Source organism: Lactiplantibacillus xiangfangensis, assembly GCF_001438845.1.
Taxonomy (GTDB): domain Bacteria; phylum Bacillota; class Bacilli; order Lactobacillales; family Lactobacillaceae; genus Lactiplantibacillus; species Lactiplantibacillus xiangfangensis.
Genome location: NZ_JQCL01000006.1, coordinates 21,937 through 46,784 on the forward strand (window position 1 = coordinate 21,937; position 24,848 = coordinate 46,784).

Consider the following 24,848-nt stretch of genomic DNA (forward strand, 5'->3'; position numbering starts at 1 on the left):
TCATTGCAACCGTTATCAAAGATGTTTACACTATTACTATTGAATTCGAGAAAGGACACCGCTATGACACAAATTCTTACCGTCGACATTGGCACCACTAGTACCAAAGTTGTTTTATACGATCAAACTGGACAAGTGGTTGCTAGCGCCAACCATGGTTACCCCCTGTACCAAGACCAACCGGGTATGGCTGAAGAAGACCCCGCCGATATTTATCAGGCCGTTATCGCCGGCATTCAAGAAGTCGCACAATTCCAAGACTCGATTGCCGGCATCAGCTTTTCAGCTGCCATGCACAGCTTAATTTTACTGGATGATCAGTATCACCCCCTCAGCCGGATGTACACTTGGGCCGATAATCGGGCGAGTCGCGCCGCTGATGACTTACGGGCCCGCCCTGATGCGCACGCTTTATACTCGCGGACCGGGACCCCACTACATCCCATGACCCCCTTGTCAAAACTACGCTGGCTCGCACACGACCAACCGGCTTTACACCACGCCGCACGGTGGTTTGTCGACATTAAAGCCTACATTTTATACCGGTTAACCGGTCAACTAGTGACCGACTATTCCATTGCCAACGCTTCGGGCCTCTTTAACCTACACACGTTTAAGTGGGACGACCAAGCCTTAAAATTAGCCCACGTCAAAACAAACCAGTTGCCCCAATTAGTCGACACGACTACTCAAATCAGTGGGATGACGGCTGCGACCGCTACGATGCTTGGTTTGACAGCCAGCGTCCCACTAATTGTCGGTGCCAGCGATGGTTGCCTTTCTAACCTCGGGCTAAACGCCATTCGTCCCGGGCAAGCCGCCCTGACCATCGGCACATCCGGTGCGATCCGCGTCGTCAATGACCAACCACAGCTCGACCCTCAAGGCCGGCTCTTTTGTTACTACTTAGCGCCTAACGCCTGGGTCATCGGCGGCCCCGCCAATAACGGGGGCAACGTTTTGGCCTGGGTTCACGATACCCTGTTCAAAAACGTCCAACCACCAGTCACCTTAGCACAACTCAGCGCCGCGGTTGCTCAAGTCCCCGCTGGGAGCCATGGTCTGCTGATGCACCCTTACCTCAACGGCGAACGCGCACCGCTCTGGGATGCCAATGCTCGCGGCGCTTTCTTCGGGCTCACCGCACAACATACCCGCGTAGATATGACCCGCGCAGCGCTTGAAGGAATCACCTTCAACCTCGCCCACATCGCCCAAATGGTACAGGCTTTGACCGGTCAGTTCACCAGCTTACAAGCCGCCGGTGGCTTTGCTAAATCACCCGTTTGGCAACAAATTGTGGCCGATATCTTTAACACACCCGTCACAATTCCCAAAAACGTGGAAAGTTCCTGTTTCGGTGCCGCCATCCTTGGCATGGTCAGCTTGGGCTTGTTACCAAACTTAGAAGCTGTCAGTGACCTTGTTAATAACGACGCGCCTCGGCTGCCAGTCGCCGCCAACGTGACCGTCTACCAACGGCTTTACCCGCTATATGAACAGTTAGCCCAAACTTATCAACCACTATTTAAACAACTGGCTGATTTCAAATAATGACAGTTAATTCCCTTTAAAAGAAGCCAAGCGCTAACCCATCAGGTTGGCGCTTGGCTTTTTGCTACCTCAATTTCACTTTTAAACTCATTATTCCGAATTAGTCGTCGTGTTATTAATTAACGTCCGGCTACGCTTCGGCTTTTTGTCCAACACGTATTGCCGAATCAAGGTCACAATTTGCTGATTTTGTGGCAGGCTTGAATGTTGCGCATTATTGCCCGTCACGGTAATTTCAGTGTAGTGCTTAACTTGTCCCTGATAGACGTACTTACCCGCTTCGACGCTGCGCGCAGGAACCAGCCCATCCGTATCGTAATTCTCCGTTCCAGCGACCGAATAGACCGTTGCGTTTTTGGGTAGCTTATCGCGGTACTTAATAAAATCGGCTAGCATTTGGGTTTTATGATCAAGATTGGCTTCCGAAAAGTTGTACGGCGACCCAATCGTCATAATTCGTTTGACCTTAATGTCTGTCCGATTAAAGTAATGCTCAAAGAAATACGTATAGATCAGACCACCATTAGAATGACCAATTGCCTTAAAATTATTGAACTGGTACTTACTCGTTAACTGCTTAAAGGCCAGTGAAAACCAGCGCGCTTGCTTTTTAATATTATCGTAACCGTCCTTGTTATTTTCAAACCCTACCACGATAACTGGTTCGTTATCCCGCGGGCGCAACGTTCCCGTCATCGTAACGCGATCATTCTTTTTGACCGTCAGTTTAATGAGACTGTGTTTACGTTTATCCGCCTTATTCAACTGAGTGACCAGCGTATCAAACCGATTTTGACTCGCGCTACTCCCCGGAATCATGATGATGGGCGACATTGGCGAATCGTGTCGACCAGTCATCGACGTCACGTTGGCGCGCGTCCACCGATAGGAAGGTCCGATTAACAGGCCTAAAAAGAGAATTCCCAATGCTAAGACGATTAAGCTCCGCAGTCGGCGTGACCCACTAGGATTCTTTAGCATGGTCGTTCCCCCCTTTCCGGGCAACTTCCACTTGGGCCGCATTAACGATGGCTTCCGCTAAGTGCATGAACGGCAAATAAATGGCCGTCGAAATGATTAAGCACACGACTCCAAGTAGCAGGGCCACCACGTTCCCGTTGGTTCCAATAAAAGCAATCAACGGGCCCGGCGTCCCAATCGGCACCGGATAGACGACTGGTGGCATCCAGTGAAATGCAATCGCCATGGCAGCGATGCCCATGTTGACCACCGGCGCTAAAATGAACGGAATCAAATAGATGGGATTATATAAAACTGGTAGCCCAGTTAGGATTGGCCCATTACTATTAAACAGCGCTGGTAGTAATCCCCACCGTGCCACGACGTGATAATTATGATTATTACTACTAATAAAAATTGCAATGACTAACGCTAAAAGCATCCCGGTACCGCCAAAAGTTCCAAACGCGTGGTACAAGGTATCAGCCGTAAACGGGTATGGCACATTATAAGCTGAATGGTGAGCTAGGGCGTAATTTAAATTCGTGTTCATTGCGGGAGTATTGGACGTTAATTGTTGATACGGCCCAAACAACCCAAAAATTTCCAAGAATAACGTCAGGATGGCTATTCCAAACGTCAGCCAAACGCTATGGCTGGTTGTTGCAAATTTCTGGAACGCTTCCCAAGTTTCTTCAGAGTAACTCGCGACCATCAGCCAGTGCATCCCTAAACTAGCCACAACGGCGAGTAAAAACACAATCAGCATTGGTAGTAACGAGCCAAACGTGCGTTGCAAAATCTGCGTCGTGTGCGGGGCCTGGGGTTCATCGCCAGGTTTACCGAACCACTTAAAACATAGTCCGGTCACACCGCCCGTAATCAGTGCCCCCGTAAGGCCGTTGGTTCCTAACATTAGAGCGTTAAATATCCCTAGCTGCGCCTGATTCGTATACTGATACGCCATAATGAGTAAGGCAACGGCGCCCGTCAATCCAGCCAGTTGTTCATCGCGATTATGTAGTTTGGCCAAGTACTTCGCTGCCCCGTACGCCGCAATAACGGCAACACTGTTCAGTGTCAGGTTAGTCAAATTGTCGAACGGATAGTGTAGGTATTTATAATACGGGACCCACTTGGATAAGTGAAAAACACTCGCAAAGAATCCTTGCTTCGTTAGAACCGTCGACTGAATGATCTGACTAAACGTCCCAATCAAAATAAACGGGAACGTCAGCATCAACGTCCGCTGAATCACCCGGTAAAAGTTCGTTTTCCGTAACCTTAATAGTGTCGGCACCATTCTTTGGATCACCCGTTGTTCACTAATCCCCACGCTGTCCATCCCCCTTCAGTGATTGCTTTAGTCTAATTATACGGCTATCTCTAAGTTTAGGGCCACCAAACTAGTCTATAAATTTAGTTGTTCCGAAGCTAACAAGCTAAAGGTTGAAAATCATAAAACCTGATACCAGCAATATACCAACACTAACAAAGTTGGTATATTTGTCGCTTCCGGCCGCCCATGATTTCATCTTCCGCAGCGACCGGACTAAGCCTGAGAAGCGGTCTTAGTCCTCGCTTGCAAGCCGCAACCCCACGTCTTGCAAGACGTCGGTGGCGTAAACCGGAAGTCCACCGGTCATCGCCACTTTCGCGGTAGATTCATCATGTTCGACCTCCAGCTAAGGTGATCTTGCTATGATAATTGATCTAGCTTGTTTTAACCAATCCTAGCGCAGCCGGCAGAACCAGTGGGCAGTGTCGGCGAAGCGCCGAAGATTACAAGTTCTTCGATAAATCTTGCCATGACAATGATTGCGCCTATTTTAATGCTTTCAACCTTGAGTAACAAGCGTTAAATCATTAAAGAGGCCGCTCTGTGAATTCGTCTAGGCATCGATACAACAGCAATTAATGGTCATAGTTAGCTAAAACAGTCCTTTGTATGAAATTTCGCACATACAAAGGACTATTTTTTACATCATTCAATTTTTTTACACTATCCGTCAGTACTTAACTTAACCTAATCGTTCCCGATGTCGTCCGACCCTTGATGGTATAAGTTCCGGTAATGCCAACTTGTCCGGCTTGATACCCGTCCGCAAAGTGCGTAACCGTCCCATTTTTTGGTGCGATGATCCGCCCGCTTTGTGCCTCTAATTCATAGGCATAACTGGCGTCACTTGGCACCCCGACCTTAATAGTACTGCTCTTCGCGTTGAGATTAATATCACCAGCAATTTTAGCAAATGCCAGCTTCAAGCTACCGGACTTCACTGACCAACTGCCACCACCACTCAAGTCTTCACCGGTAACACTTCCACTCGTCGCACTGATCGTAAACTGCCCTGCCGTAACGGTCTGCATTCGAATCCGACCACTTTTAACCAGCATCTCGAGTTGGTTTGTCACTTGGACTCCATTCAGGTCACAACTCCCAGAAGCTACATCGGCGCTAAACGCTTGACTACCAACTTCAGTGACCCGGGCACTACCACTGAGAACTTGTAAGTTGACCGTATCCAAATGTGATAAGCCGGCAACTAAAACATTCCCAGAACGGCTGGCGACCATAACGTTACCTGTATAGTTGATTGGAATATGGATTTGAACATGGACACGTAGGGGAATTAAAAACGGTACCTTTCCTTGAGTCACATTCAATTCTTTTGCATTCTGACTGACTTGCGCCTGATAAGTCGTATTATTATGATTCATGTACTCCCGCACAATTATTTCATCGGTATCTGCTTGAGTCGGTAAAATCTTGACCCGCGCCGATTTATAGTTGAGCGCTAACGTCGTGACCGTCTTGGCGTCAAAACGCTGTTCGTTCACAAGTGGTAAATTGTCGATATATTCACCAGCTAAATTTAACGGCATCCTAGGCATTTTAAAATCAGTTTGGGACTGGGCGTCACCATTCAAGTTAATACCATCTTCGTTAAAGGTCCAACTCCCCAGTTTCAAACCGTGGCTATCCGCCTTAATGGCCCCATCATTGATGGAGACCCCTTCAGAGTCAGCCTTGAATGCCCGGCCGCCCTTCACGTACACACCGTCATTATTAATCTTGAGCGTCTCACCATCATCGACCCTAATCCCGTCATCGTCCATAACAACGTGGTGACCGTGAATCGTTTTGGTCGTCCCATTTTCGGCGTTGATCTGCCGAATCAATTCATTAAGATCGCCAAAATCACTAAACGCTTCCGCGACGGCTTCTTCAGGCGCTAATCCGGCCTGCTGCTTATCCGCGGCCGCCTCATTCAAATCACTAGTCAATTCCGCCTTGAGCTCAACCAATGCTGGTGTTTGTTGCTGATCTTTAAAATAACTATTTAGTCGCATTGCGACCAGTTGTTCAGTTTTTGCTGACATGCGCGTCAATCCTTCCTAAAATCAATTCATCAATAACTTGCTTTGCAAAATTCCATTCAGCCACGTTTTGGGTCAACGTAGCACGTCCCTGGTCGGTGATTTGATAATACTTTCGCCGGCCACCCTGGGTCTCGTTTCCCCAGTAACTGGTGATATCGCCATTCTTTTCTAATCGCCGAAACACGGTGTAGAGCGTCGCTTCATTAATGTCATAAGCTTCCTGACTCAACCTTTTAATCGTCTTCGCAATCTCATAACCATAACTATCTCCCTGGCTTAAAATATTCAGCACGATCGTGGTCGTGTGCCCGCGAATCGTATCTTTGGAAATTTCGGGTTTCATAGTCAACTTCCTTTCAACACTACTTTGTGTCACATAGTAATTCGATGAGAATAATATATCATCAATTACTGTGCGTGTCAAAGTAATTGTTTTAAAAAAGTCGGCAACAAAAAAACGCCCAAGGCTTCATCCCTTGAGCGCACAACACAGCTTATTTTTTAGTAGTGGTTATCGCCACCGAATTTTGCTCAAAACCCGTTTGCCTAACCCATTTTGGAGTAGGACAAAGACCGGGTAAGCACTTATCACGAGTGGAAGGTATATCCATGCCAATGACCAATTCCAGAGACTTACTAGGGAAAAGACATACCCACCAAATAGAAAGACGAGTAAGAACAAACTTGCTATTAAGACCACCAGTCCAATTTTAAACCGGTTCAGCGGCCGAGCCGCAATCAGTAGCGCGTTTAAACTAATAATTCCCGTCATCAGGACACTCAACGTCGACGTGGTCGCAAAGTTCAGCTGGAATTTACTTCCAAGCAACATGATCGTCAGTATATAACCTACCACACAAATCGCGGATGGTACCGCAATTTCCATGACTTGCTTCATAAAGCGTCCCGTAATTCGCGTGTAATCCGGTGCCAGCGCCAAGAAGAACGTTGGGATACCGACCATTAACGTTGAGATGGGGGTTAACTGGATGGGCTCAAACGGATAGCTGTGACTCATAAAGATAAAAATCAGCGTTAACGCCGCCGAATACATCGTTTTGATCAAGTACAGCGCGGCGACCCGTTCAATGTTATTAATCACCCGCCGACCTTCATTTAGGACCTGCACCATGGCGTCAAAGTTCGAGTCAATCAAAACAAAGTCCGCTAAACTCTTCGTCGCTTCACTTCCAGTCGCCATGGCGATACTGCAGTCAGCTTGCTTTAAGGCCAACAAGTCGTTGACCCCGTCACCAGTCATCGCAACCGTGTGACCAGCCGCCTGGTAAGCTTTGATCAAGGATTCCTTTTGTTGCGGCGTCACCCGACCAAAGACGTTGTAATCCGCCACAAGCTGATCAAAGTCTGGCGTCGTGCCAACTTGGCTCATGTCGATTAATTGGTCCGCACCCGCAATTCCAGCGCGTTTAGCAATACTAGCGACCGTGACCGGGTTATCACCCGAAATCACCTTTAACGCAACGTCCTGATTCGCAAAGAAGCCAAACGTCTCTTTTGCCCGGGGACGTAACTCATCCGTGATTAAAATTAACCCGACTGCTTGGGGCTCACTTGGTTTAGGCGTCGTTAATGCCTTTACATGGGCAAACAGTAACACCCGGTACCCTTGTTTAGCCAGGGTTTGAATATGCGTTTGTAAGTCTACCGGTACCGTTTCATAAATGAACTCCGGTGCCCCCATGACGTAGGACTGACCGTTAAACTGCGCTCCACTCCACTTACGAGCGGACGAAAACGGTAATACCGCCTCTGCTTGTACAGTGGGGGTTCCAAACGCTTCTTTGATGGCTTGCGCCGTTTCATTATCATCATCGATCGCCGTAACCAATTCCGCTAACCGGGTTTCAGCGACTTGGGCGGGAACTTGGCCCCATGGCTCTAACCGGTCAAACTTTAATTGACCACTAGTAATGGTCCCCGTTTTATCTAGGCATAGCGTATCAACCCGCGCCAACGCTTCAATGGCTGGCAGTTCACGAACTAGTACCTGGTGCCGCCCTAAGGTGAACGCACCGGCCGCTAACGCCACGGATGTCAACAAGACCAGTCCTTCCGGAATCATCCCCACCATTGCGGCAACCGTTCCTAAAATGGCTCGGTTTTGTGACTCACCCCGCAACAGCGTGGAAATAAACAAACCTGCGCCCAACGGAATAATCGTAATCGTCAAAATTTTAATAATCCGGTTAATAATTGTGAGGAGTTGGCTCGGCGTCCGGTGCTTCTGCTTAGCCGCCTTCGCCATTTGCTTAATGAAACTTCCGTGGCCAACTTCAGTTGCTTGCACGACGCCGTGACCACCGATAATCACACTCCCAGATATCATTGCGTCACCCGGTCCCTTAATGACCGGGTCCGCTTCACCCGTAATCTGGGATTCGTCGACTTCGAGGCCCTCGGTTGTCCGGACGACCCCGTCTACCGGTAGCTGGTCGCCACGCGTGACCATAATAAGGTCGTCTTGAACCACTGCGTCCTGCGCGTAATCATCCACTTGACCATCCCGGCAAATATGAATTTTTGCCGCTGACAGGAGCGATAACTTATCGACTTGCCGTTTTGCCCGAATTTCTTGGAAAATCCCAATGGCCGTGTTCATAATCACGACAAATAGGAACAGGATGTTCTTATAACTCCCCGTCAACAAAACCAGTCCAGCTAACACGACGTTGATCAAATTAAAGAGCGTCAGGAGGTTATCGCGGAAAATCTGTTTAACAGAGCGCGTTAACGGTGGTAACGGCTCATTTTTAAGGCCCGCTGCCACCCGTTGATGAACTTCATCGGTGGTTAAACCCAATTTAATTGGTGGTACATAACGGTCTGACATGTGGCAACCCCCTCGGTATTAATCTATTTTTTATTGTAAACGATTTTAACGGAAAATTACCGGAATTTCACTTAAATTCGTTCAGTTTTAGTAAAAACTAAGTAATTCTATTAGTACATTCCAATTGCTTAAGAACTGATTGGTCAAAAAAGACAAGTCTGGGATAGTACGAAAAAAACCGTTCAGAAATCATCCTGAACGGTTTTACCTATTACTATGGTCGAAACGTGGTCCAAAAGGCAGTTTGTTCCACTTAACGTGAACTAACCGTCTTTTGGACCACTCTTTGCTTATTTTTCTGCTGGCAAATGCGTTTGGTCAATGGCCAATTGCATCGTCTTCGTAAACCGGCTATCTAATTCAGCCTTGGACATTGTAAAGAAGCCCCCGATTTCTTGAATGATAAAACCAAACAAGGTCGACCGGTACAACGTGTTTTCAACCCGCGCCGCGTCATTCAGCTGTAAAGGCGTGAACATGGCCTGGTACAAGTTAACCATTGCCGCCCGCGTCCGCGGAATCTTTAAATTATCATTTAAGTCCAGCAAAACTGGCGCCAGTCCCCGATGGTTCAGACAAGCTGAACGAAATTCTTGTGCAAAGGCCATTAAGGCATCATCCCCGGTGACGTCCGCAATTTTTTCGGTCAACTGATCCTTTACCGTTTGGACAAATTGGAGCCCCACCTGATCTAATAAGTCACTCAAACTATCAACATAATTATAAATGGATTGTGGTCGCACATCTAAAACAAGTGCTAAATCACGGATCGTTAACCCGGTAATTCCCTTAGTCTCAATTAGCTGATTTGCTGTGGCAAGAACTTTAGCTTGCGTTAGCGTTCTTCTCTTTACCATATTTGCTCCCCCGATTTAAAGTTTATACGATTATTATTATAACTCAAAAACAAACCTTATTTTTTAGAAAACGACATGAAACAGTTTAAATAAAATATAAAAAGGCTTATAATTCCCACTAAGCTGATTGAATCAGTTTAATTTTAACTTATATTGGAGTGCTATTCAAATGGTTGATACCAACGGCAAGCACTACAGTCAACTTGCACTGACGCTCACCCTCGTTTTAGGGACGTTTTGTACTGCGCTAACGACGAACATGCTCGTTACCGCTTACCCAACGTTGATGAAGACTTTTTCCATTTCGAGCGCCACCGTTCAGTGGTTAACCACCGGATCATTGCTCGTGATGGGAATCATGATTCCCGTCAGTGCCTGGCTGCTCAATAACTTTAGCCTGCGTTTGATTTATATTGCTGCTTTAAGCTGTTTTCTGATTGGATTACTCGTCAGTTATACCGCGCCCAACTTCCAACTTATTTTAGCTGGCCGGCTAATTCAAGCCGTCGGGATTGGGATCACCTTTCCGACGATTCAAACCGTCCTGCTTGTGATTTATCCGCCCGAAAAACGGGGAACGATGATGGGCCTTGGCGGCATTGTGATTGGCCTCGCTCCGGCACTTGGCCCCACCGTTTCGGGTTGGATCTTAGACAATGCCAACTGGCGTGACCTATTTGGCATGATGTTGCCACCAGTCGCAATCGTCTTATTAATCGCCCTTTTCACGGTGAAACCCGTCATTCCGCTGAAAAAATCACCCATTGACGCCTGGGCAATCGTCCTTTCAACAACGGGTTTTGGGAGCTTACTGTACGGCTTTTCATCGGTCGGCGAACACGGCTGGTCCTCGCCACTGGTCATTATTAGTTTAATTATCGGTCTCGTGTTTATTGCCGGTTTCGTTTGGCGCGAATGGCCACAATCACAGCCACTGTTAAACATTCGGTTACTTAAGATTCCATCCTTTACCATCGCATCCATGATTACGGCCCTTGCCAACACGGCAATGATCGGGATCCAAGTGGTCTTACCAATGTACTTACAAAACGTTCGCGGACTCACGCCCCTCCAATCCGGGCTCATGATCTTACCAGGTGCGCTGCTCTACGGTGTCATCAGTCTCATTAGCGGTCGCGCTTACGATTCAATTGGTGGGCGCCGGTTAGCCCTCATGGGGACTTTCCTACTGACGTTAGGAACGTTACCGTTCGCCATGTTAACTCGGCAGACACCGTATCCGACTATCATCATGGAATATGTCGTGCTCATGAGTGGGGTTGCGCTCGTTGCAATGCCACTGACCGCTGCAAGTTCAATTGATCTGCGGGGCATTCAACTCAGTCACGGGACGGCAATCAACAGTACGATGCGTCAGATCATGACTTCTATGGGGACGGCCGTTCTCGGTAGCGTTTTGACGAACGTTGCTAGCAGCGCGCAGCCCGCAAAACACCTACTGACGACCGCACCGCTGGCTTACCAAAACGCAGCTTACAATGCGGCCATGCACGGTTTCCACGCCGCTTTCCTAGTCGCAACGGTCTTGGGGGTCGTTGCAATGGTGTTCGCAGTATTCGTTAAGCGCACACCCAAGGGAGGTCAAAAAGTATGATCTTAATTATTTTGGGATTGAGTTTAATTGGTTTTATCGTCGGCTTTCTAGCGATGCCAAGTCACCGATTGCAATGGCTGGTTGGGGGACTTAGCCTAATTGTGATGGTGACGGCCGCTACCCTAATGATTGGTAACGATACGTGGCACTGGGGCATGCGTCAACGCACAACGACTCAGACGATTACGTTACAATCCAGTGCCGCTAACCCGTACGCGTCACTGTTGTTATACACCCCGGTGCGTCACGCTAAGACTGAAAAAGTCTACGTGTACCGCGCTCAGGGACAGGCTAAGCTTCACCACGCAGCGGCCCGCTTAACCACAACTAACCGGGTGACCCGAACAACTAGTCCAACGGCAAAGCTGGTCAGCCAGCAACGGCGTTGGACCTATCAGAATCAATTTTGGCGCTGGCTATTTAGCTGGACAGGACATCACAACCAGTTGGTCAAGGAGACAAACACGTACGCGTTACCCTCGTCCTGGCAAATTCTCAGCGTCACGCAAGCCAAATGGTTAGCCAAGCGCGCCAAACAGCTTGAGGCTGAGAGTAAAACTGCCACAGCTAAAGCCGTTACCAGCCAAGTCAAAGCAGCCAAAATGGCGAACCCACAAATGACTAAGGCCGCAACGACTACCCTAGTTAAAAAGGTTGAAGCCACGGCCAAAAAGCAAGCGGCTAAGCAGGCACAAACGGCTTTACCAAAACTATTGAAACAGGCTCAGCAACAATCGATTTACGATTAGTTCAAAAAAACGTTTAGAACGGCACCCGCTTGATTGGGCGGTCGTTCTAAACGTTTTTTAGGCGCTATCATTATTTTTATTAAGATATCAGTCCTTAGCGGGCGTATGATAAAAGTAATCAATCTGAGTTACGGAGGAAATTACTTTGGCAGAATTAACCTTTAAAGATAAAAAAATTGATTTCAACCGGCTAGTCACATTCGGTTTTCAAGCTTCAGGAACTAGCTACACTTATCAAGCCCCAATTGTTGATGACCAGTTCTTACTCACCATTACAGCGACCAAGCCCAACCAGCTCACAACTCACGTGACCGACATGAACACCAACGAAGAGTACGTGTTGCACCTGACACCCCAAGCTCACGGAAAATTCGTGGGTAAAGTGGCGACCGCCTACCAGCAAGTCCTTGATCAAATTGAAGCGAATTGCATGGTTAGCAATGTCTTTCAAGCAGCCCAGGTCCAAGCAGTCATGACCCACGTTGAACAGACCTATGGCGATCAATTGGAATTTTTATGGAAAAAGTTTCCCAAAAATGCCGTTTGGCGCCGAGCCGACACCCATAAGTGGTATGCCGCTTTACTGACCGTTCAGCGTCAAAAGCTGGGGTTAGATGGTGCTAAAGAAGTTACAGTGCTCGACATGCGGGCACAGCCCGAAGTCGTCGAACAGCTGGTTGACAACGTCACTTATTTCCCGGGTTACCATATGAATAAACGCAACTGGCTCACCATTATTTTAGACGGCTCAGTCCCGATGCCCACCATCGTCGCCCGACTCCAAGCTAGCTATCAATTAGCTAAATAGTGGGCGTGACAATCAAACAAGCAGCGCCGCATTTTTGATCCACAAAGATGCGGCGCTGCTTGTTTGATTAGCTATATTTAGACCGTTTGGAGCTGATATTGTAGCCGGACTAAATCAGAAGCCCCCTTGCTGGTGAACTGTTCATCCAAGTTCATCTGCCAGAGCTGGTCATTAATCTTTAGTTGCTTTTTTTGAATATATTCAGCTAATATCTGTAAGGAAATACAAATATTTTTCATGTCATTAGTCGTGTCGATTGACACGTATTTTCCGGCTGGTTTTTGTAATAGTGGCAAGTCGCCGGTATCCGTACGGGCATCGACCGCTTTTAAAATACAAAAAGACGCCGTGGGATAGTCGTTTGCCTCGCTCTGCGGTAGCTGCGTCAAAAAGCCGGAATCCTGCTGATTAACTAATTTGAGTTTTCCTAGTTGCGCATAAAAATCGGCATAAATTTCAGCGACTTCCACTTCGGTGCAGGCAACGGACTGCCGGGAACGGCAAAACTGAGTGGCTGGAACGTTTGTCACGAACGGTTGATTTTTAGTAACGGTTCCGGTCGGTGTCACCTGATCAAAACGGGTCTGTAACGTCGTTTTAAGCAGACTTAAATTATCGATTTGATCATCGATTTTTGCTAAGACGGTCTTTAAATCCGCATCCAGTGAGGCCGTCTGCCCGTCGTTGTTCAACTGTTGGATGGCAGCAATGGATAGCCCTAACCGCCGCAATTCCAAAATAAAGGTTAATTCATAAAGCTGGTCGTAATCGTAATAACGATAACCATTTTCGGCCACGTGCTTGGGCTGAAACAATCCCTTTTGGTCGTAGAAGATCAAGGTTCGCCGCGTCGTCCCCGCCAATTTTGCAAATTTTTGAATCGTTAACATCCAAACACCTCAACTTAAAACTTGACTGTAACGTTACGTCACACTCTATACTTAGTTTATTGAAAAGGCAAAATAAATGGAGGATGATTTTTATGCGAGCAGTTGTTATTGATACACCAGGAGACCCAGACGTGATGCACTTAGTTGAACGCCCAATCCCAGAAGCCACAGCTGACCAATCCGTCATGCGGATTCACGCGTTTGGGGTCCACCGTTACGAAGCGTTGACCCGGGCCGGTGGTTCGCCATCAGTCAAGTTTCCACGGGTCATTGGCGTCGAAGCCGTTGGTGAAATTTATCAACCATCTACCAACAGCACGTTAAAGGTTGGTCAGAAAGTCATGACGATGATGGGCGGTTTCGGTCGTGAAGTCGATGGCAGTTACCAAGACTACGCTTTAGTCGCTGACACCAATTTATATCCGGTTGATTTTGATGGCGACTGGGTCACCTTAGCACAATATCCAGAAAACTTTTACACGGCGATGGGCGCCATTGATTCCCTGAAATTAAAATCAGGGCAATCCTTATTAGTTCGTGGCGGTACCAGTGCCGTTGGGTTAGCAGCGATTAAACTTGCCAAGGCCATGGGCTTCACGGTCACCGCAACGACCCGCCGGCAAAATCAATTGGACGCCCTAATCGCTAACGGTGCGGATCAATCGGTATTGGATACTGACAACCAGTTAGATACGGACGCGCAATTCGATGGCATCATTGACTTAGTTGGGACGGTCACGTTAACGAACTCGATTGCGCACCTCAATCCGGGTGGTGGCGTTTCCCTAATTGGCTTATTGGCCGGGGAATGGATCGTTAAGAACTTCAATCCGTTCACTTTAGCGGGTAAATTTTTGACCGTCTTTGATTCAACGGACGTCAAACAATCCTTAATCGATGAGATGTTTAAGTTAATCAATCAAAATCACTTATCCATTCCAATTGCCAAGGTCTTTAAACTTGAAGACATCGTGGCGTCACACAAGTACGTGATGGCTAGCCGCGAATTAGGACAAGTCATTGTCGACAATGACTGAAAAGGAACTGATTCAATTAGTTCTCGACCAAACGGATGGCGAACTGAGCTTTCCCTTTAATCGCCCCGGTCAAAAATCGACCGTCATTTTTTCCGTCATCAAGCACCGTAGTAATCATAAAATCATTGCCATGGTGTATACCCAAAAAGGTCAAGTCCTGATTGACGTAAAATTGACGCCGGCTCAAAATGACGAGCTCCGCCTCTCAGCGGGGGTCGAACCCGGCTACCATATGAATAACCGGTACTGGACCACGATTAAAGTAAATGACACCGTCGTCTCACACACGGAACTAACCAATATCATTCTGGAAAGTGCCCGGTTAACGCGTTAAAGCCGCTCTACTATTAACTCAAGGTTGAAAGCATTAAATTAGCCACAATCGTTGCATATCAAAGGTTAACGATAAAAAATTAGGATTCTTCATCGCTCCGCCGGACTAGGTATTAACTATTTAATTTTTTGGTCTAAGTATCAACACAACAGGTTACCCAACTTCGCTCAAAATTGATTTACGGTTACCACCAGATAATCAGCGTCAACCGTAAATCATAATATATTGTTTTTAAATTAAAGATTAAAAGCTGAAATTTAGATTCGAATACCGTTGTAGCAACACTCGAGCTAATAAAAAATAGTTGTTTATGACCTAATCCAGTTATTATTGATGATTCACTGAATTTTGAAATCGTAACAATAATACTAGCGAAGTCAGGCAGAGTTGGGTGCTGTGTCGGCAAGATTAGCGAACGGGTTTTACGCAAATCTTGCGGGGCAATTTAAAGACGTGGTTTATCGGCTTTAAATTGAGACTTCAGACCGCACTATGGCTGAAGCCGTCCCCCACAGCACCCAACTCTGCCTGACGAAGCGACCAATTTAGGATTAACAATTGCTACTATTACGGCATTAGCGATAATTCAAACCAAAAATCAGCTCAAACTTGCAAAACAAGTCTGAGCTGATTTTTTAGTGTTTTAAATTACTTACGCGTCAAGACCGTTACACATTCAATGTGTGGGGTTTGTGGAAATTGGTCGACGGGTTGGACCGGCGCACTAATTTCGTAGCCGTATTCGCCAAACCGTTGCACGTCGCGAACCAAAGTCGATGGGTTACAGCTAATGTAAACCACCTTCTTAGGCGCCATTTCACCAGTACTCTTGATGAATTCAGCGTCTAAACCTTTACGTGGCGGATCAACAACGACGACGTCCGGTTTGATACCTTCTTCTTCCCATTTAGCCATAACGTCTTCGGCACTCCCGAGCACAAACTTCGCGTTCGTAATACCGTTTTTGTTGGCATTTTGCTTGGCATTTTCAATGGCGGCCGGCACAATTTCAACACCGTAAACTTGCTTAGCGTGTTGCGCCATCGTTAATGAAATCGTCCCAATCCCAGAATAGGCATCGATCACGGTTTCGTTACCCGTAAGCCCAGCTTGGTCAATGGCTAATTGATAAAGCTTTTCCGTTTGTTGGGGGTTCACTTGGTAGAACGACTGTGCCGAAATGGCAAACGTTAAGCCGAGTAATTGATCATCAATGGTTGACTTACCGGCCAACACGTTGTTATCAGGCCCTAGGATGACGTTAGTCTTCTTTTGGTTGATGTTTTGAATCACACTAACGACTTCAGGTAATGCCGCCTGAATCTCTTGTACGACCACGTCAGCCATTGGTAAATGCTTCGTCCGTGTCACGATGACAACCATCATTTCGTGGCTGTAGTAACCGCGACGGACCATAATTGTCCGAATCGTCCCGCTATGGTGGAATTCATCGTAGGCTGCTTCGTGATACTTCCGTAAAATATCACGGATGACCACGATGGCCTTGTCGATTTCAGGATCTTGAATGTAATAGTCTTCAATTGGCATCAATTGGTGACTGTTCTTCTTGTAGAAACCAGTCGTCAATTTACCTTGAACTTGGCGGACAGGAACTTGCGCCTTGTTCCGGTATTGCGTTGGATTTTCCATCCCAATGGTTGGCAAAACTTCCACGTCATCCATGTGAACTTTCGCAAATAATTCAGCGACTTGGTGTTGCTTGAACTTTAATTGTTCGCTGTATTCTAAATGTTGTAATGGTGCAATCCCAGTCTGACGATAAACCCGTCCCTTGGGGTTAACCCGGTGCGGACTAACTTGGTTGATCTTGACCACGTCACCGAACGCAAAGTTCTTGGTTGTTTTCGTGACTTTGACCGTGATTTTTTCTTCGGGCAAGGCGTTTTCGATGAAGATTGGGTAGTTATCTACCTTGGCAACCCCCATGCCTTGATACGTTAAATCAATGATGGTGACATCGAGTTCTTCACCATTGTGTACGGGTAAATTAGTTTTCATTGGTTCCCTCATTTTTCTTTCTTTTGGCTAATGGTTTTTATCCACTAGGTTAAATTTGTCATCCAGTGCGGTTATGTCCGCACCCGTTTGTTAAAAAAATTACCGTTCCCCATTCTAAAGGTAAACGGTAATTTAAGCAAGTTATTCAGATTTTGATTCGGTTTCAGCGTCCGTTTTCGGCAACTGATCGACCGCCGACACAAAATGACGTTCCGCATCTTCAATCTCAGGATCCGTAATGGCATCGTCTGGAATCCGATCGGTATCCGCAAACATTTCAATATGTTGCTTCAAGTTTCTAAACGTCATCGGTGCGTCGCCACCATATTCCCCGTCAATGTTGATCATCAACCGGTCCTTAGGCGACTTGGCCACCACTTTATGCGTCTTAACGTAAATAATACTTGGGTCATTGATGTGCTTTCCACCATTCAGCACTAAGGTCATCAGGTGGAGCATCTTTGCCAAATTCCCGGTCTTCACGATAATCATCGTAAACTTACCGTCATCCAGCGAAGCGTCTGGCACTAATTTTTCAAAGCCACCCACTGAATTCGTTAGCGCTAGGAAAAACATCGACGCTTTGCCCGTAAAGTGGCCGCCATCATACTTCAAGTCCATTTCAACGGGTTTCACCCGTGGCAACAACTCGGCCCCCTTGGCCAAGTACGCCGCGTAACCAAAAATCGACTTTAACTGTGATGGCACGTCGTAAGTCAATTCAGTCAACAAACCACCGGCCGCAATGTTAATAAAATATTGTTCACCGGCTTGGCCGATGTCCATTTTGACCGTCTGATTTTTCAAGACTACTTTGGCCGCCGCAACTGGATCTTCACGGGGAATCCGTAAGGCCCGCGCATAGTCATTGGTCGTCCCCGCCGGAATGATGGCCATCTTAGGTCGCCGCTTTAACCCGGCTAAGCCGTTGACAACTTGATTGATGGTCCCATCACCGCCAGCTGCAATGATCAATTCAAACCCATCCTTAGCACACCGACGCGCTTCGTCAGCTGCCGAGTTCGGTGTCGCTGTTGTTGCGAACGCACTGGTCTCATAGCCAGCTTGTTCAAAAATGCCAAGAATTTCCACCAGGTCGTGCGCTAATGCTTCGCGTCCTGACGTTGGGTTATAGATAAGTCGTGCCCGTTTACGCATGTTTCTTTCCTCCGAATACACAGTGTTTGCCGTCCATGCCGATTATTTTCAGCGGCTTGTGACAAACACGACCCTGTTCAGCACCAAACCGGCCCCATGCTAAAAGCCCGCATGCGACCGGTTCACTTAATCGTCAGTGTCGTGCACCCAATGATAGGTGTTACCGTGCTTTTAATGATGTCATCAACAACTGGTTGACCACTTTCGGATTAGCTTGGCCGTGCGTCTGCTTCATGATCTGACCGACCAAGAAACCGACTGCCCGGTCTTTCCCATTCTTAAAGTCATCAATTGATTGTTGGTTGTTTTCTAATACGCCGTCAATGATTGGTTGTAACTTAGCGGGGTCTGATAATTGAACCAAGCCCTTGTCATTGACCCACTTGACTGGTTCGCTACCAGCCATGATTGCTTTAAAGACTTTCTTCGCGATTTTGCTTGAAATCGTTTCATCAGAAATCATCTTAATCATGCCTGCCAAGTGTTCTGGTGTCAAGTCAGTTTGTAACAAACCAACCTTCTTATCGTTCAAGTAGGCGTTAACGTCCCCTTGCAAGTAGTTGGAAGTGAGCTTAGGATCAGCACCCTGTGCAACCGTTGCGTCGAAAAAGTCGGACATTTCCTTGGTCTGCGTCAAAACGCCCGCATCGTAAGGAGTCAACCCAAATTCATTGATGTAACGTTCCCGGCGTGAGCCTGGCATTTCTGGAATCGTTGCTTGAACTTCCTTGATCCAGTCATCTTCAATGTTTAAGGCAGGAATATCTGGTTCTGGGAAGTAACGGTAATCATCGCTACCTTCCTTGACCCGCATTAAGATGGTCTTCCCAGTGGTTTCGTCAAAACGACGCGTTTCTTGTTGCACTTGGCCACCAGACATTAAGACCCGTTGTTGCCGTTGTTCTTCGTATTCCAATGATTTACGGACGTAGTTGAAGGAGTTCAAGTTCTTCATTTCGGTCTTAACACCGTACTTGTCTGAACCAGCTGGCCGGATTGAAATGTTAACGTCGACCCGCATGGAACCTTCTTCCATCTTAACGTCGGAAACCCCGGTAAATTGAATCCGTTGCCGCAATGCTTCACAGTAAGCGTAAGCTTCTTCTGGTGAGGCGATTTCAGGCTTCGAAACAATTTCAATCAGTGGCGTGCCTTGCCGGTTTAAATCGACATAGGAATAGTCACTTTCATGGGTGTTCTTCCCGGCATCTTCTTCAATATGCATTTCTTCGATACCGATTTTTTTCTTCTTACCGTCAACTTCAATTTCAATCCAACCATCGTGCGCAATTGGCTTGTCATGTTGCGTAATTTGGTAAGCTTTCGGGTTATCTGGGTAGAAGTAGTTCTTCCGGTCAAAGTAAGTGTGGTGTTCAATGTCCGCGTGCAAAGCAGTGGCTGCTTTGATGCCGGCTTCAACAACACCCTTATTTGGCGTCGGTAATACCCCAGGATAACCCCAATCGATCACGTTCGTGTTGGCGTTTGGTTCGGAACCAAACTGCACGGGTGACGGACTAAAAATTTTGGAATTCGTCTTTAATTCAACGTGGACTTCCAGACCAATCGTAGTTACAAAATTCATTAGTTAGCACCTCCGACTTTAGGGGTTTGCTTATGAACGTCAGTGGCTTGTTCAAAAGCGTAACCTGCTTTATAGAGCGTACTTTCGTCAAACGCCTTCCCAATCAATTGTAAGCCGACTGGTAGACCATCCGCAAAGCCCGCTGGAACCGACATCCCTGGTAACCCAGCTAAGTTAACTGGAATCGTCAAGACATCGTTCATGTACATCGTAATTGGATCGGAGATTTCATCGCCAATTTTGAAAGCTGGCGTTGGGGCAACTGGTCCCATAATCATGTCATAGTCTTCAAAGACCTTATTGAAATCGTTAATGATCATTGTCCGGACTTGGCCAGCCTTGTGGAAGTAAGCGTCGTAGTAACCCGCGGACAACGAGAACGTCCCCAGCATGATTCGACGCTTAACTTCGTCGCCAAAACCTTCAGAACGGCTACGAACATAGACGTCTTCCAAGTTCTTAACGTCGTCTGCGCGGAAGCCATAACGAATCCCGTCAAACCGTTGTAAGTTTGATGACGCTTCTGAACTAGCAATGATGTAGTAAGCAGAAACACCGTAACGGCTATTTGGTAAGGAAACTTCCTCCACCGTTGCGCCTAATTCTTCAAACTTCTTAACGGCGTTGTTGATTACTTCACGGACTTTAGGATCAATCCCTTCGTCCATGTATTCTTTAGGCAACCCAATCTTCATACCCTTGATATTACCGTCTAATCCGGCCGTAAAATCAGGAACTTCGCGCTTAGAAGACGTGCCATCGTGCTGGTCGTAACCCGCGATCATGTTCAAAGCAGCGGCGTTATCCTTCACCGTCCGCGTCATTGGACCGATTTGGTCTAGTGATGACGCAAAGGCAATTAAGCCCCAACGTGAAACCCGACCGTACGTTGGCTTCATCCCGACAACCCCGTTGAAAGAAGAAGGTTGGCGAATTGAGCCACCGGTATCGGAACCAAAGGCAACCGGGACTTGGCCAGAAGCCACCGCAACAGCTGAACCACCGGATGAGCCACCAGGAACGCGACTAACATCCCAAGGGTTCCGTGTAACTTTAAACGCGGAGTTTTCCGTTGAACCACCCATGGCAAATTCATCCATGTTGTTCTTACCAATGATGACAGCGTCGTTTGCGGCCATCTTTTCAACAACCGTTGCGTCGTAAACTGGGACAAAGTGTTCTAGCATTTTAGATGCTGCGGTCGTCGTTAAGCCCTTGGTCACAATGTTATCTTTAACTGCAACCGGAATTCCGGCCATGATGTTATCAGGGTTGATCCCCTTAGCATCAATTTCAGCAGCCCGCTTTAAAGCAGCTTCTTCGTTTAAGTTCAAGAAGGCCCCAAGTTTTGGGTCAATTTCCCGTAAGTTTTCAAAAGTGGCTTTAGCGAGCGCTACCGCACTGATTTTTTTTGCGACTAAATCAGCATGTAAGCTGGTCAAATCTTGGTCGAAATAATTCATTATTCGCCGTCCCCACTTTCATCAATAATTGTTGGCACCTTAATTAAGCCGTTGGCCGTTTCTGGTGCGTTGTTTAGCAACGCGCGGCGAAGTTGGTCGTCACTCTTTACGGCTTTATCTTCACGTAACGTTGCTTCACGTAACGTGTCATCGCTCAACCGCATCGTTGCGGGAACGTCCGTCGTATCAACTTTGCTTAATTCTTCAAACATTCCAATAATTTTTTCAAGTTGACCCGTAAAAGTCTCAAGTTCATTGGGGGTAAATTCAAGCTTGGCTAACCCCGCAACGTGTTGAACTTGGTCGGCATTAATACGTTCTTCAGCCATCAAATTTCCTTCTTTCTCAGATCTTACTTAATTAGTTATTCCCTTGATCACTAAATACGTGGGTGTAATAGGAACTCCCCGAAGCGGTTCGAGCCAAGAAGCTTTGGACATCGCCATTGGCACTCTTAACCGTAATCTCAACTGGAACGCCCGATGGTAAGTAGCGTTTGGCCGCCGTTGCCAGGTACTGCGTAAAGCTGATAATTTCGGTCTCACTATAGAACTTCGTCGTGATGTTAACGCTGAGCTTACTCAAAGACTTGTCTTTGTAGTGCGCGTTAGCCGTTACACCTGACAAGTTCGGGAAGAAGTTCTGAACGTGCGACTTGAATGAACTGAAATCAGATTCATCGTTGTTATTCGCACCCGCATTCTTCGATTCCGAAGTTGCTGGGAAGACGTAATTATTCCAGTTCAAGGATTTCCATTTGGCAACTGACGTTGAGCCACTCTTAGAAACCCCGTAGGCAATCATGTTCCCACCTACTAGACTATCATTTGACGATTGCTTGTAAAGCGCTAAGACGATTGGCACGTCTTTCAATGCTGACTTATGCCGTAAGCGTTGCAACACAGTGTTGGCGTACTGCTTCCCCTTAGTCGTGAGTTCAGTCGTCGAAATGTTGGTTTCGTAAGTTGCGCCGTATTGAACCTTGGTGTAGTAGTCCACGGAATTCATCCCTAGTCCGATAGTGACCCCACCGAGACTCAGTTTGCTTCCGTTTTGAATCATGTAATCTTGTTCTTCAAGTTGTTGTAGGTAGATTGGGTTCCGCGTGTTGGGATCCTTTTTACCGTTATTTTTAGGGTTTAGACCATCCTTATTATTCTTAGAATAACGACCTAGCCAATTTTCAACCGTTGACGAACTAATATATTGTCCTTCTTGGAAGACGTATTTATTCGTTGGGAATTGTTTCTTTGAAACGTCCAATAAGCCCATTTCAAAACTCTTCAGGTTCATCACGTTATCATTTTGCGACACGTTAACGCCCCGTGACTTACTCGTCCGGTACTGCCCATTTTTAATGACCCCTTGATAAAAGTCACTGCCGGTCGAGCCCGTCGTCGTGGTCGTTTTCGAACCCGTCGTCGTTGTATTGTTGCTATTTGACCCAAAAGATGAGTTCTTTAAATTACCGCAGGCGGCTAGTGCGATGGCAACAACTGCCACCAAACCGATCGTGCGTATGCGTTTTACATTCACGCTTGCTGATCCTCCCTCATTGTCTCGTCGAACCTAGCTTCATCCCAGACGGGCACGTCAAGCTGTTGCGCTTTTTGCAACTTACTTCCCGCGTCCGTCCCGGCAATGACTAAGTCCGTCTTCTTTGAAACGCTCCCCGTCACCGTTGCACCGTGAGCTTGTAGCCAAGCAGTCGCGTCGCCCCTAGTAAAGCTTTGCAGCTTACCAGTTAACACGACCCGCTTGTTGGCAAACCAACTGTCACTGTCTTCGGCAACCGTGGCACTCGGACCTTGATACGTTGTGTTTACATTCACAGCTTGTAATTCCGCAATCAGTGTATGCACATCGTCGCTCTCAAAATACTGAACGACCGCGTTTGCAATGATATCGCCCATTGAATCAATCGCGGCGATTTCTGCTTGTCCCGCGGCCATCAAGGCTTCGATGGTCACAAAATGCTGCGCAATCAAGCGGGCGACTTTCGCACCCACGTGTCGGATACCGAGGCCGAACAATAAACGTTCAAGTGAATTATTGCGACTACGGTCAATCGCTGTCAAGAGATTTTCTGCAGATTTATCTTTTATTTTATCTAAAGTGAGTAACTGATCCTTTGTTAAACGATATAACCCGGCAACATCGGTCACAAGGTGATTTTGGTAAAGTTGCGCAATGATCCGTGGCCCCAAGCCATCAATGTTCATTGCGTTTCTCGACGCAAAGTGGACTAAACCTTCCTGGACTTGTGCTGGGCACTTCGGGTTGATACACCGCAACGCCACTTCATCTTCTAAATGGACTAGCGGTGCGCCACAAGACGGACAATTCGTCGGGATGGCTAATGGTTCGGCATCCTTGGGCCGTTGCTTTAAATCGACCGCCGAAATTTCCGGGATGATGTCCCCCGCTTTATGCAGGAGCACCGTATCTCCGATTCGAACGTCCTTAGCGGCCACGTAATCAGGATTGTGTAATGACGCCCGTGAGACCGTGGTACCAGCCAATTGAACCGGATCCATCACGGCAGTTGGCGTGACAACGCCAGTCCGGCCAACCGTCCATTCAACGTCCTTGAGCAACGTTGGCTGTTCGTCCGGCGGAAACTTAAAGGCAATGGCCCAGCGCGGCACTTTAACGGTCGCACCTAATTGCCGTTGCAATGGCAACGGATTGGCCTTAATAACGATCCCGTCAATCCCGTACGCCAAATCTGGCCGTTCATTTTGATAATGGTCGATGTATTGGAAAACGTCGTCCATGGAGTGCGCAACCTTAAACGCCGGGTTGATCGTAAAGCCAAGGTCGGCAAATTCGGTCAGCATATCACTCTGAGTACGGGCCGTGATGGGCTCATAGTCAGCGATGTTATACATAAACGTGCTGAGTTGACGTTCAGCCGTCACCTTGGTATCTAACTGGCGCAGTGATCCCGCCGCCGCGTTACGCGGGTTGGCAAAGACACTTTCACCAGCGGCTTCACGACGTTCATTTAACGCGGCAAACGCCGCTTTAGGCATGTAACACTCACCCCGAACGTCGATCGTCAGCGGTTTAGTCAGCTGATGCGGAATGGACTCGATCGTCATGATATTTTTAGTGATATCTTCGCCGACCGTTCCGTTTCCCCGCGTCGAGCCTTGAACCAGCACACCGTTTTCGTACCGTAAAGATAAGGCTAACCCGTCGATCTTCAACTCACAGTTGTAATCAACCGGTTCCCCAACGTTTTGGACGAGCCGATCATTAAACTCTTGCAGTTCGGCTTGGGAAAAGACATCCCCCAAGGACAACATTGGAATTTCATGCTGCACCTTTGTAAAGCCGGCTTTGACCGTTCCACCAACTAACTGCGTCGGTGAATCCGGTGTAATCAACTGTGGAAAGGCTTGTTCTAACGCAACTAACCGCGCGTAATTCCGGTCATAAATGTCGTCTTCTACGTTGGGCGCATCGTTATCGTAATAATCTTTGCGCCACTGGTTCAATTGGACCCGTAAACCCGCTGCTTCAGTTTCCGCCGTGGATACATCCATTGCAGTGATTGGTTGTTCTGCCATCAGCCTTGC

General features: G+C 47.3%; 20 protein-coding genes. 6 read left to right on the forward strand and 14 right to left on the reverse strand.

Annotated features, from left to right (window positions below):
- Positions 1-63 precede the first annotated feature (63 nt).
- The gene (locus IV64_RS00375; RefSeq protein ID WP_057705180.1) at positions 64-1,554 is read left to right on the forward strand and encodes a gluconokinase; all 1,491 of its coding nucleotides are present in this window, start codon (positions 64-66) and stop codon (positions 1,552-1,554) included.
- A gap of 90 nt (positions 1,555-1,644) precedes the next feature.
- Here IV64_RS00375 and IV64_RS00380 read toward each other — a convergent pair whose 3' ends face one another.
- The 6 genes from IV64_RS00380 to IV64_RS00405 all read right to left on the reverse strand — a co-directional run bounded on the left by IV64_RS00380 (position 1,645) and on the right by IV64_RS00405 (position 9,606).
- Positions 1,645-2,535 (reverse strand): alpha/beta hydrolase, encoded by an 891-nt coding sequence (locus IV64_RS00380; protein ID WP_057705181.1) that lies wholly within the window; start codon positions 2,533-2,535, stop codon positions 1,645-1,647.
- Positions 2,519-3,850: a PTS transporter subunit EIIC gene (locus tag IV64_RS00385; protein WP_057705182.1), complete on the reverse strand. Its 1,332-nt coding sequence runs from the start codon at positions 3,848-3,850 to the stop codon at positions 2,519-2,521. The genes IV64_RS00380 and IV64_RS00385 overlap by 17 nt, the downstream gene beginning before the upstream one ends.
- Before the next feature lie 680 nt (positions 3,851-4,530).
- Complete coding sequence (locus tag IV64_RS00390; protein ID WP_057705183.1) at positions 4,531-5,898, reverse strand: DUF4097 family beta strand repeat-containing protein; 1,368 nt, start codon at positions 5,896-5,898, stop codon at positions 4,531-4,533.
- Positions 5,882-6,241, reverse strand: a complete 360-nt coding sequence (locus IV64_RS00395) for a PadR family transcriptional regulator (protein ID WP_057705184.1) — start codon at positions 6,239-6,241, stop codon at positions 5,882-5,884. The genes IV64_RS00390 and IV64_RS00395 overlap by 17 nt, the downstream gene beginning before the upstream one ends.
- Before the next feature lie 168 nt (positions 6,242-6,409).
- Positions 6,410-8,749: a cation-translocating P-type ATPase gene (locus IV64_RS00400; RefSeq protein WP_057705185.1), complete on the reverse strand. Its 2,340-nt coding sequence runs from the start codon at positions 8,747-8,749 to the stop codon at positions 6,410-6,412.
- Positions 8,750-9,039: 290 nt separating this feature from the next.
- Positions 9,040-9,606, reverse strand: coding sequence for a TetR/AcrR family transcriptional regulator (locus tag IV64_RS00405; RefSeq protein ID WP_057705186.1), 567 nt, complete (start codon positions 9,604-9,606; stop codon positions 9,040-9,042).
- A gap of 169 nt (positions 9,607-9,775) precedes the next feature.
- Here IV64_RS00405 and IV64_RS00410 point away from each other — a divergent pair, with 169 nt between their 5' ends.
- The 3 genes from IV64_RS00410 to IV64_RS00420 all read left to right on the forward strand — a co-directional run bounded on the left by IV64_RS00410 (position 9,776) and on the right by IV64_RS00420 (position 12,778).
- A complete protein-coding gene (locus tag IV64_RS00410; RefSeq protein WP_057705187.1) occupies positions 9,776-11,221 on the forward strand; it encodes a DHA2 family efflux MFS transporter permease subunit in 1,446 nt (481 codons plus the stop codon).
- The gene (locus IV64_RS00415) at positions 11,218-11,970 is read left to right on the forward strand and encodes a DUF4811 domain-containing protein (protein WP_057705188.1); all 753 of its coding nucleotides are present in this window, start codon (positions 11,218-11,220) and stop codon (positions 11,968-11,970) included. Before IV64_RS00410 ends, IV64_RS00415 begins: the two co-directional genes overlap by 4 nt.
- A gap of 145 nt (positions 11,971-12,115) precedes the next feature.
- Entirely contained in the window at positions 12,116-12,778 is a 663-nt protein-coding gene (locus tag IV64_RS00420) for an MmcQ/YjbR family DNA-binding protein (RefSeq protein WP_057705189.1), read from the forward strand.
- A 77-nt stretch (positions 12,779-12,855) separates the two neighbouring features.
- On the opposite strand, the gene IV64_RS00425 is transcribed toward IV64_RS00420, so the two are convergent.
- The gene (locus IV64_RS00425) at positions 12,856-13,668 is read right to left on the reverse strand and encodes a MerR family transcriptional regulator (RefSeq protein WP_057705190.1); all 813 of its coding nucleotides are present in this window, start codon (positions 13,666-13,668) and stop codon (positions 12,856-12,858) included.
- Between the two features lie 92 nt (positions 13,669-13,760).
- Between IV64_RS00425 and IV64_RS00430 the strand changes: the two genes are divergently transcribed.
- Complete coding sequence (locus IV64_RS00430) at positions 13,761-14,705, forward strand: zinc-binding dehydrogenase (RefSeq protein ID WP_057705191.1); 945 nt, start codon at positions 13,761-13,763, stop codon at positions 14,703-14,705.
- Positions 14,698-15,039, forward strand: coding sequence for an MmcQ/YjbR family DNA-binding protein (locus IV64_RS00435; RefSeq protein ID WP_057705192.1), 342 nt, complete (start codon positions 14,698-14,700; stop codon positions 15,037-15,039). The genes IV64_RS00430 and IV64_RS00435 overlap by 8 nt, the downstream gene beginning before the upstream one ends.
- A gap of 648 nt (positions 15,040-15,687) precedes the next feature.
- Here the strand turns inward: IV64_RS00435 and rlmD are convergent.
- The 7 genes from rlmD to ligA all read right to left on the reverse strand — a co-directional run bounded on the left by rlmD (position 15,688) and on the right by ligA (position 24,839).
- Positions 15,688-17,058, reverse strand: coding sequence for a 23S rRNA (uracil(1939)-C(5))-methyltransferase RlmD (rlmD, locus tag IV64_RS00440; protein WP_057705193.1), 1,371 nt, complete (start codon positions 17,056-17,058; stop codon positions 15,688-15,690).
- Between the two features lie 141 nt (positions 17,059-17,199).
- Positions 17,200-18,216 carry a diacylglycerol kinase gene (locus IV64_RS00445; protein WP_057705194.1) on the reverse strand — a complete coding sequence of 339 codons (1,017 nt, stop codon included), beginning with the start codon at positions 18,214-18,216 and terminating at the stop codon, positions 17,200-17,202.
- 160 nt (positions 18,217-18,376) lie between these two features.
- A complete protein-coding gene (gatB, locus tag IV64_RS00450) occupies positions 18,377-19,801 on the reverse strand; it encodes an Asp-tRNA(Asn)/Glu-tRNA(Gln) amidotransferase subunit GatB (RefSeq protein ID WP_057705195.1) in 1,425 nt (474 codons plus the stop codon).
- Complete coding sequence (gatA, locus tag IV64_RS00455; RefSeq protein ID WP_057705196.1) at positions 19,801-21,264, reverse strand: Asp-tRNA(Asn)/Glu-tRNA(Gln) amidotransferase subunit GatA; 1,464 nt, start codon at positions 21,262-21,264, stop codon at positions 19,801-19,803. Before gatA ends, gatB begins: the two co-directional genes overlap by 1 nt.
- Positions 21,264-21,593: an Asp-tRNA(Asn)/Glu-tRNA(Gln) amidotransferase subunit GatC gene (gatC, locus tag IV64_RS00460; protein ID WP_057705197.1), complete on the reverse strand. Its 330-nt coding sequence runs from the start codon at positions 21,591-21,593 to the stop codon at positions 21,264-21,266. Before gatC ends, gatA begins: the two co-directional genes overlap by 1 nt.
- A gap of 31 nt (positions 21,594-21,624) precedes the next feature.
- A complete protein-coding gene (locus IV64_RS00465) occupies positions 21,625-22,800 on the reverse strand; it encodes a CamS family sex pheromone protein (RefSeq protein ID WP_057705198.1) in 1,176 nt (391 codons plus the stop codon).
- Positions 22,797-24,839: an NAD-dependent DNA ligase LigA gene (gene ligA, locus IV64_RS00470; RefSeq protein ID WP_057705199.1), complete on the reverse strand. Its 2,043-nt coding sequence runs from the start codon at positions 24,837-24,839 to the stop codon at positions 22,797-22,799. Before ligA ends, IV64_RS00465 begins: the two co-directional genes overlap by 4 nt.
- Positions 24,840-24,848: the final 9 nt, after the last annotated feature.